At 61.0% G+C, this 6,561-nt stretch carries 5 protein-coding genes, 1 tRNA gene and 1 pseudogene; 5 read left to right on the forward strand and 2 right to left on the reverse strand.

Annotated features, from left to right (window positions below; all coding sequences use genetic code 11):
- On the reverse strand, nucleotides 1-986 hold a 986-nt coding region (locus EOA85_RS23885), incomplete at its 3' end, for an AMP-binding protein (RefSeq protein ID WP_164759839.1).
- Between the two features lie 180 nt (nucleotides 987-1,166).
- Here EOA85_RS23885 and EOA85_RS23890 point away from each other — a divergent pair.
- The gene (locus EOA85_RS23890) at nucleotides 1,167-1,523 is read left to right on the forward strand and encodes a hypothetical protein (protein WP_127211407.1); all 357 of its coding nucleotides are present in this window, start codon (nucleotides 1,167-1,169) and stop codon (nucleotides 1,521-1,523) included.
- Between the two features lie 237 nt (nucleotides 1,524-1,760).
- Entirely contained in the window at nucleotides 1,761-2,150 is a 390-nt protein-coding gene (locus tag EOA85_RS23895) for a DUF427 domain-containing protein (protein WP_095518324.1), read from the forward strand.
- A 68-nt stretch (nucleotides 2,151-2,218) separates the two neighbouring features.
- Here EOA85_RS23895 and ppdK read toward each other — a convergent pair whose 3' ends face one another.
- The gene (gene ppdK, locus EOA85_RS23900; RefSeq protein WP_127211408.1) at nucleotides 2,219-4,897 is read right to left on the reverse strand and encodes a pyruvate, phosphate dikinase; all 2,679 of its coding nucleotides are present in this window, start codon (nucleotides 4,895-4,897) and stop codon (nucleotides 2,219-2,221) included.
- A 214-nt stretch (nucleotides 4,898-5,111) separates the two neighbouring features.
- Here ppdK and EOA85_RS39235 point away from each other — a divergent pair.
- The 3 genes and pseudogenes from EOA85_RS39235 to EOA85_RS23910 form a co-directional block, all read left to right on the forward strand.
- A pseudogene (locus tag EOA85_RS39235) lies at nucleotides 5,112-5,237 on the forward strand (VOC family protein); the annotation flags it as partial.
- 152 nt (nucleotides 5,238-5,389) lie between these two features.
- Nucleotides 5,390-5,464 (forward strand) — tRNA-Gln (locus EOA85_RS23905).
- A gap of 434 nt (nucleotides 5,465-5,898) precedes the next feature.
- Nucleotides 5,899-6,537: a response regulator transcription factor gene (locus EOA85_RS23910; protein WP_127211409.1), complete on the forward strand. Its 639-nt coding sequence runs from the start codon at nucleotides 5,899-5,901 to the stop codon at nucleotides 6,535-6,537.
- Nucleotides 6,538-6,561: the final 24 nt, after the last annotated feature.

The raw sequence follows: 6,561 nt of genomic DNA on the forward strand, positions 1-6,561 counted from the left end.
GTCATGCCCCATGCATGGATGACCTCAACATCGTAATTGTCCTGGAACTTCGTTGTGATCGCACGCGGGCAGGACGAGCCGCCGATGACGACCTTCTTCAGATAGGGAAGTTGTTTGCCGGTCTCCTCCAGATGCTGGAGCAGCATCAGCCACACTGTCGGCACGGCGGCGCTGAACGTCACCTTTTCGGTGTCGAGCAACTCGTAGATCGAGGCGCCGTCCATCTTGCAGCCAGGCATGACCAGCTTGGCGCCGATCATCGGCGCGCTCTGGCCAAGGCCCCAGGCGTTGGCGTGGAACATTGGCACGACCGGCAGTATGGTGTCGCGCGACGAGAGCCCCATCGCGTCGGGCATCGCGGCGATCATTGCGTGCAGCACGTTCGAGCGATGGCTGTAGAGGACGCCTTTCGGATCGCCTGTCGTGCCCGAGGTGTAGCACATGCCGGCGGCGGTGTTTTCATCGAACGCCTTCCAGGTGAAGGCGCCGTCGGCTTCGCCAAGCCATTCCTCATAGGCAACGACGTTCGGCAGCACCGTTTGCGGCATGTGCGCCTTGTCGGTCAGCACGATCACCTGCTTCAGCGATTTGACCGCGCCGGCGATCTTTTCAAGCAGCGGCATGAATGTCAGATCGACGAAGATCGCCTTGTCTTCGGCATTGTTCATGATCCAGACGATCTGCTCGGGAAACAGGCGCGGATTGAGCGTGTGATAGATCGCTCCGACACCCATGATGCCGTACCAGGCTTCGATGTGGCGCGCCGTATTCCAGGCCAAAGTGGCGATGCGGTCGCCGAGCCCAAAGCCATCACGCTCGAGCCGCTCAGCGACCCGCAGGGCGCGGCGATGAATTTCGGCGTAAGTGGTCCGGACGATAGGGCCCTCGATCGAGCGCGACACGATCTCGCGTTCGCCGTGCTGCCTGGCTGCGTTGTCGATGAGCTTGTGGCAAAGCAGCGGCCATTCCTGCATCAGTCCGAGCATTCTTACCTCCCATTGGTTTTTCATTCCATTGTGGGACGAACAAGCATATTGTCCAGCCATGACCGGGCAGAAGCAGCGCATTGGTCGAGAAGACAGGGAAAACCGCCACAATCCGGCCATCGTCGGCGTTAACTTTGATTAATTGGGCAGGGGTGCGATTGGCGAATGAAAGAGGTTCGCATGGACGCGCAGCTCGACGACAAAACTCTCGAAGATACGCTCGCCGAAAGCCTGGCCGATCTGGTGCCGGACGCCAAAACCGTTTCCGAAGACGAATTCGTCGAAGTTGTCGGCGGCGCGCTTGAGGCGGTCGGCGGCACGCTGCTGTTCAAGATGTGCGTTCAGAACGAAGGCGAAGGCCAGCACGTCGCCGCGGCTTGCGTCGGCGATGGCGGCAACCGCCAGTTCCTGCTTCTTACCCTGCCGACCGGCGGTGGCGCACTCAAGGTCGAAACCGCGTCGAGAAGCACCAATCCGGTTGCCGGTATCGCCGCCGCCTATGCCGGGCTGTTGGATGCGTTTCAGGCTGCCGCCTGATCGGTCAACGGCAAGGCCGTTTGACGAGAGATCTGCCTGCGCCGAGGGCGATGGTTTTTGAGTCCCGTATTCGACGGCGGTCTTGCGCGGCGCGCACGCCCGACACACCTTAAAGTGCGTCGCGTCAAAGGACTTCACGCGACGCGCTTTAAGTCCTTATTTCTATGCATGCCGTTATCCCAAAACCGCTGCGCACTTTTGAGCGACATGCATTAGGTCGTTTAAGGAGAACCCGTCATGGACCAGATCGCCAATCCGTCACCCGGCTTTCAACGCAACCCGGGTAAAGTGATCACTGTCGAGCCCTACATCGGAACTGTGACCGTACGCGCCGGCGACGCGGTCATCGCCTCGTCTAAGAGGGCCAAGGTGTTGACCGAATCCCCCTACCCCCGGGTCCTCTACATTCCATTCGAAGACATCGATTTCGACCAGCTTCGCAAGACGGAATTGTCGACTCATTGCCCATACAAGGGCGATGCGAGCTATTGGAGCGTGCTGCCTGCCGCGGAAGCAGGCAAGGATGCGATGTGGGCCTATGAGCAGCCTTTCGACGAGATGATCGAAATCCGCGATCACGGCGCGTTCTATCCCAACAAGGTGACGATCGAAGCCAAACCAGCCTGAGCGGGGACGGCTCGAGACCTGTCCTTACCGATCATCCGCTGGAACGGTCACGGCCAGCGTCGTGCCCTTTACCCGCGACCGTTCTTTGCAGCCTGTACCGCCGCCTGCGCGGCAGCCAGCCTGGCGATAGGCACGCGGTAGGGCGAGCACGACACGTAATCGAGGCCGACCTCCTCGCAGAAATGGATCGATGCCGGATCGCCGCCATGTTCGCCGCAAATGCCGAGCTTGATCTCCGGCCGCGTCGCCCTGCCTTTTTCGGCTGCCATCCGCACCAGTTCGCCGACGCCCTCAATGTCGAGCGACACGAACGGATCCTGCTCGATGATGCCCTTCTGGCGATAGGTCTCCAGGAATGAGGCCGCATCGTCGCGTGAGATGCCGAAGGTGGTCTGGGTCAGATCGTTAGTGCCGAAAGAGAAGAATTCGGCCGCCTCGGCAATGACATGGGCGCGGAGCGCGGCGCGCGGTAGCTCGATCATCGTGCCGGTAAGATAATCGATCTTGACGCCGGTCTCCTCCATTACGCTCTTGGCGACGGCGTCGATCCGCGCCTTGACATAGTCGAGCTCCTTCACCAGACCGACCAGCGGCACCATGATTTCCGGAACCACCAGCGCGCCGGCCTTCCTGCCGGCCTCGACGGCGGCCTCGAAAATGGCGCGCGCCTGCATCTCTGCGATTTCGGGATAGGAAACCGCAAGCCGGCAGCCGCGATGGCCAAGCATCGGGTTGAATTCGTGCAGGGCTTCGGTGCGCTGCCTGAGCTTGTCGGGCGACACCTTCATGGCAGCAGCGACTTCGGCCACCTCTTCCTCGGTCTTGGGCAGGAATTCGTGCAGCGGCGGATCAAGCAAGCGGATCGTCACCGGCAGGCCGGCCATGATCTCGAACAATTCGAGGAAATCCGAGCGCTGCATGGGCAAGAGTTTTGCGAGCGCCGTTCGCCGGCCCTTTTCCGTGTCGGCCAGGATCATCTCGCGCATGGCAACGATACGGTCGCCCTCGAAGAACATGTGCTCGGTGCGGCAAAGTCCGATGCCTTCGGCGCCGAAGGAACGCGCCATGCGCGCGTCGAGCGGCGTCTCGGCGTTGGTGCGCACCTTCATGCGACGCACGGCATCGGCCCATTCCATGATGGCGGCGAAATCGCCCGAGAGTTCCGGCTGCAGCATCGGTACGGCGCCCTTCAGCACCTGGCCGTTACCGCCATCGATGGTAATGATGTCGCCCTTGCGGAACGTCGACCCCATCGCCATCAGCGTGCCGGCTCTGTAGTCGACGCGCAGCGAGCCCGCGCCCGACACACAAGGCTTGCCCATGCCGCGCGCCACCACAGCGGCGTGGCTGGTCATGCCGCCACGCGTGGTCAGGATGCCTTCCGCCGCATGCATACCGTGGATGTCCTCGGGACTGGTCTCGATGCGCACGAGGATCGCCTTGCGGCCTTGCGTCTTAAGCTCCTCGGCGTCGTTGGAGGAAAAGACGATCTCGCCGGTGGCTGCACCCGGAGACGCGGGCAGACCGATGCCGATCACATCGCGCGCCGCCTTCGGATCGATGGTCGGATGCAGCAACTGGTCGAGCGAGGCCGGATCGATGCGGGCGACGGCCTCCTCCTTTGAGATGAGCTTGTCGCGCGCCATATCGACGGCGATTTTGAGCGCCGCCTTGGCGGTACGCTTGCCGGACCTCGTCTGCAGCATCCACAATTTGCCGCGCTCAATGGTGAATTCGAGATCCTGCATGTCGCGGTAGTGCTTTTCAAGACGGTCGGAGATGGTGACGAAAGACTGGAAGGCTTCCGGCATCAGCTTCTGCAGCGACGGCTTGTCGGAGCCGGCGGCAATGCGCGCCGCCTCGGTGATGTTTTGCGGCGTGCGGATGCCGGCAACGACATCCTCGCCCTGCGCATTCACCAGGAACTCGCCATAGAGCATCTTTTCGCCGGTGGAAGGATTGCGGGTGAAGGCGACGCCGGTGGCCGAGGTCTCGCCCATATTGCCGAAGACCATGGCCTGGACGTTGACCGCAGTGCCCCAGCTTTCGGGAATGTCGTGCAGGCGCCGATAGGTGATGGCGCGGTTGTTCATCCAGCTCGAAAACACGGCGCCGATCGCCCCCCAGAGCTGCTCGTGCGGATCTTGCGGAAACGGTTTGCCGAGTTCCTCCTCGACCTTGGCCTTGTAGAGTGCGATCACGCCCTGCCATTCGATGGCCGTCAGTTCGGTATCGAGTTCGTGGCCGAGCCCGCCCTTCTGGTCTTCGAGGATTTCTTCGAACACCTCATGGTCGAGGCCCATGACGACGTCGGAATACATCTGAATGAAACGCCGGTAGCTGTCATAGGCAAAGCGCGCATCGCCCGAATCGGCGGCGAGCGCCTCGACCGTCTCGTCGTTCAGACCGAGGTTGAGCACGGTGTCCATCATGCCGGGCATCGAAGCGCGGGCACCGGAACGCACCGACACCAAAAGCAGTTTCGAGGGATCGCCGAAACGGCGCCCGGTCAGGCGGCCGATGTGATCAAGCGCAACCGCGACGTCCGCCTCCAGCGAGGCCGGGTAGGTGCGGCCGTTGGCGTAGTAGGCGTTGCAGACCTCGGTGGTGATGGTGAACCCCGGCGGCACGGGCAGACCCAGGCTGCACATTTCGGCCAGATTGGCGCCCTTGCCGCCCAGGAGGTTCCTATCGCCGGCACGGCCTTCCGCAGCGCCGTCGCCAAAGGTGTAGACCCATTTGGTCATGCTTGCTCTCCGGTTTCAGGAGATTGAAAAGATTGGCGAAGCCGAAATTTCGCCGTGTCCCGAGCGATATGATGCTGCAGTGCGAAAGGCAAGCGTCGGCAAAGCCGGCCGGCTTTCTACAATCGATTAAGCAAAAGCTGTGGCAAAAAGACTTGCGGCTTGGCGGCCGTTTGAATAGAACAAAATCGGAACTTGGGTAACGCCATATGACCTGACCGGAGAACTCGAAACGCTGGGCGCCGTCGAATATGCCGGCGGCACGATCCTCAAACCGATCTTCTCATTTCCCGGCAGGCGGTTCCGTTTCGTCGATCCGGCCGGCAATGAAATCGCTGTTTGGGGAATAGACGCCATCGCCCGACCGCACACGATCATATGCGACTCCAATCTGCGGGAACTGATGGATCAGTTCCGCGCACTTGCCATTCTCGGCATTGAGCTTTCCGTCGGCTCGTCCTATAAGGCCGCGCGCAGCGGGCATGTTCCGACTGTTGGGGCGTAGCCAAGTGGTAAGGCATCGGTTTTTGGTACCGACAATCCCAGGTTCGAATCCTGGCGCCCCAGCCAAACTGGATGCCCTGTGGGTAACTCGGTCGTTCGGCTCCTTCCGTCGCTGCGACCGCCACAGTTTCGGCAAGCAAATTAAAAGGTTGCCTGAAGGCGGCGCGAATCTCGCCTCGATGCCATTCGCAGTTCGACAGTACCAATTTCAGAAGCCGTTTCTCCTCGTGCGCGGGCTGCAGAAGGAACAACTGGCTCGTGTTGCGTGTCAGCTCCAGGAGCCGAATGCCGTCATCCATGTATGATTCTTCCGCCTGACCGTGGCGTTCGAATCTCGCGTCGATGCAGGGGCAGTCGGTATAAAATCGCCAACTCGTCTACAAGCTCAACTTGCCCAACGAGCGATTTGAATATGTTCTGTCGCTTCGCGGTGACCCGAGCCCAAACTCGAATGCTACCCTCCACATGCATAACGGGCTCGCGTTGACGGGAGAGGACGCTTGGTTTCATCGGTGCTGCAGGACAGATGGCGCGTTCTGATAGCGGAACGCAACCCTCTCGTCATTGCTGCCCTGCGAGGACTGTTTGCCGAAAGTACCCGTTTCTCCATCGCCGATACCGCGCGCACCTCGGCTGAGCTCTGCGAGAAGCTCGGCTTTGTCGAGGTCGATTGCGTTCTGCTGAGTTGGCAGCTCGATGATGCCGAGGCGCCTGACGTGCTCGCCGATCTCGGTCGTCTCGGTCTTGATCTGAGGATCGTGCTCTTCGCCGACACCAACAACTCCACCGTCGTCAACGAGACGATCCGCTTCGGCGTCAATGGCCTTTGCTACCAATTCGAGGATCCTGAAATCCTCTTCGCGACCTTGACCGCGGTGATGAAAGGCAGGGTCTGCGTCCCCTATGCGGCACTGTCGAGGGTCTCCAATATGCCGTCCCGGCAGCTCACGTCGCGGGAGATGGAACTGCTCGGCATGCTCTCCAATGGTTGGTCGAACACGCAGATCGCAAGCCGCACCGGAATTTCCGAGAACACGGTGAAATACCACCTCAAGAATGTCTACGACAAGCTCGAGGTGCGCAACCGCGCCATGGCCGTTGCCCTTTACGCCAGGGAGCGTCGGCGCAAGCCGGATTGACTACCCGCCGGGTAGCTGGGACCC

Source organism: Mesorhizobium sp. M5C.F.Ca.IN.020.29.1.1 (genome assembly GCF_003997375.1).
Classification (GTDB): domain Bacteria; phylum Pseudomonadota; class Alphaproteobacteria; order Rhizobiales; family Rhizobiaceae; genus Mesorhizobium; species Mesorhizobium wenxiniae.

What these genes read in the sequence shown, in the direction of transcription:
- EOA85_RS23890 (WP_127211407.1), top strand. Translation starts at nt 1,167, where the DNA reads ATGGACGCGCAGCTCGACGACAAAACTCTCGAAGATACGCTCGCCGAA.
- EOA85_RS23895 (WP_095518324.1), top strand. Translation starts at nt 1,761, where the DNA reads ATGGACCAGATCGCCAATCCGTCACCCGGCTTTCAACGCAACCCGGGT.
- ppdK (WP_127211408.1), bottom strand. Translation starts at nt 4,897, where the DNA reads ATGACCAAATGGGTCTACACCTTTGGCGACGGCGCTGCGGAAGGCCGT.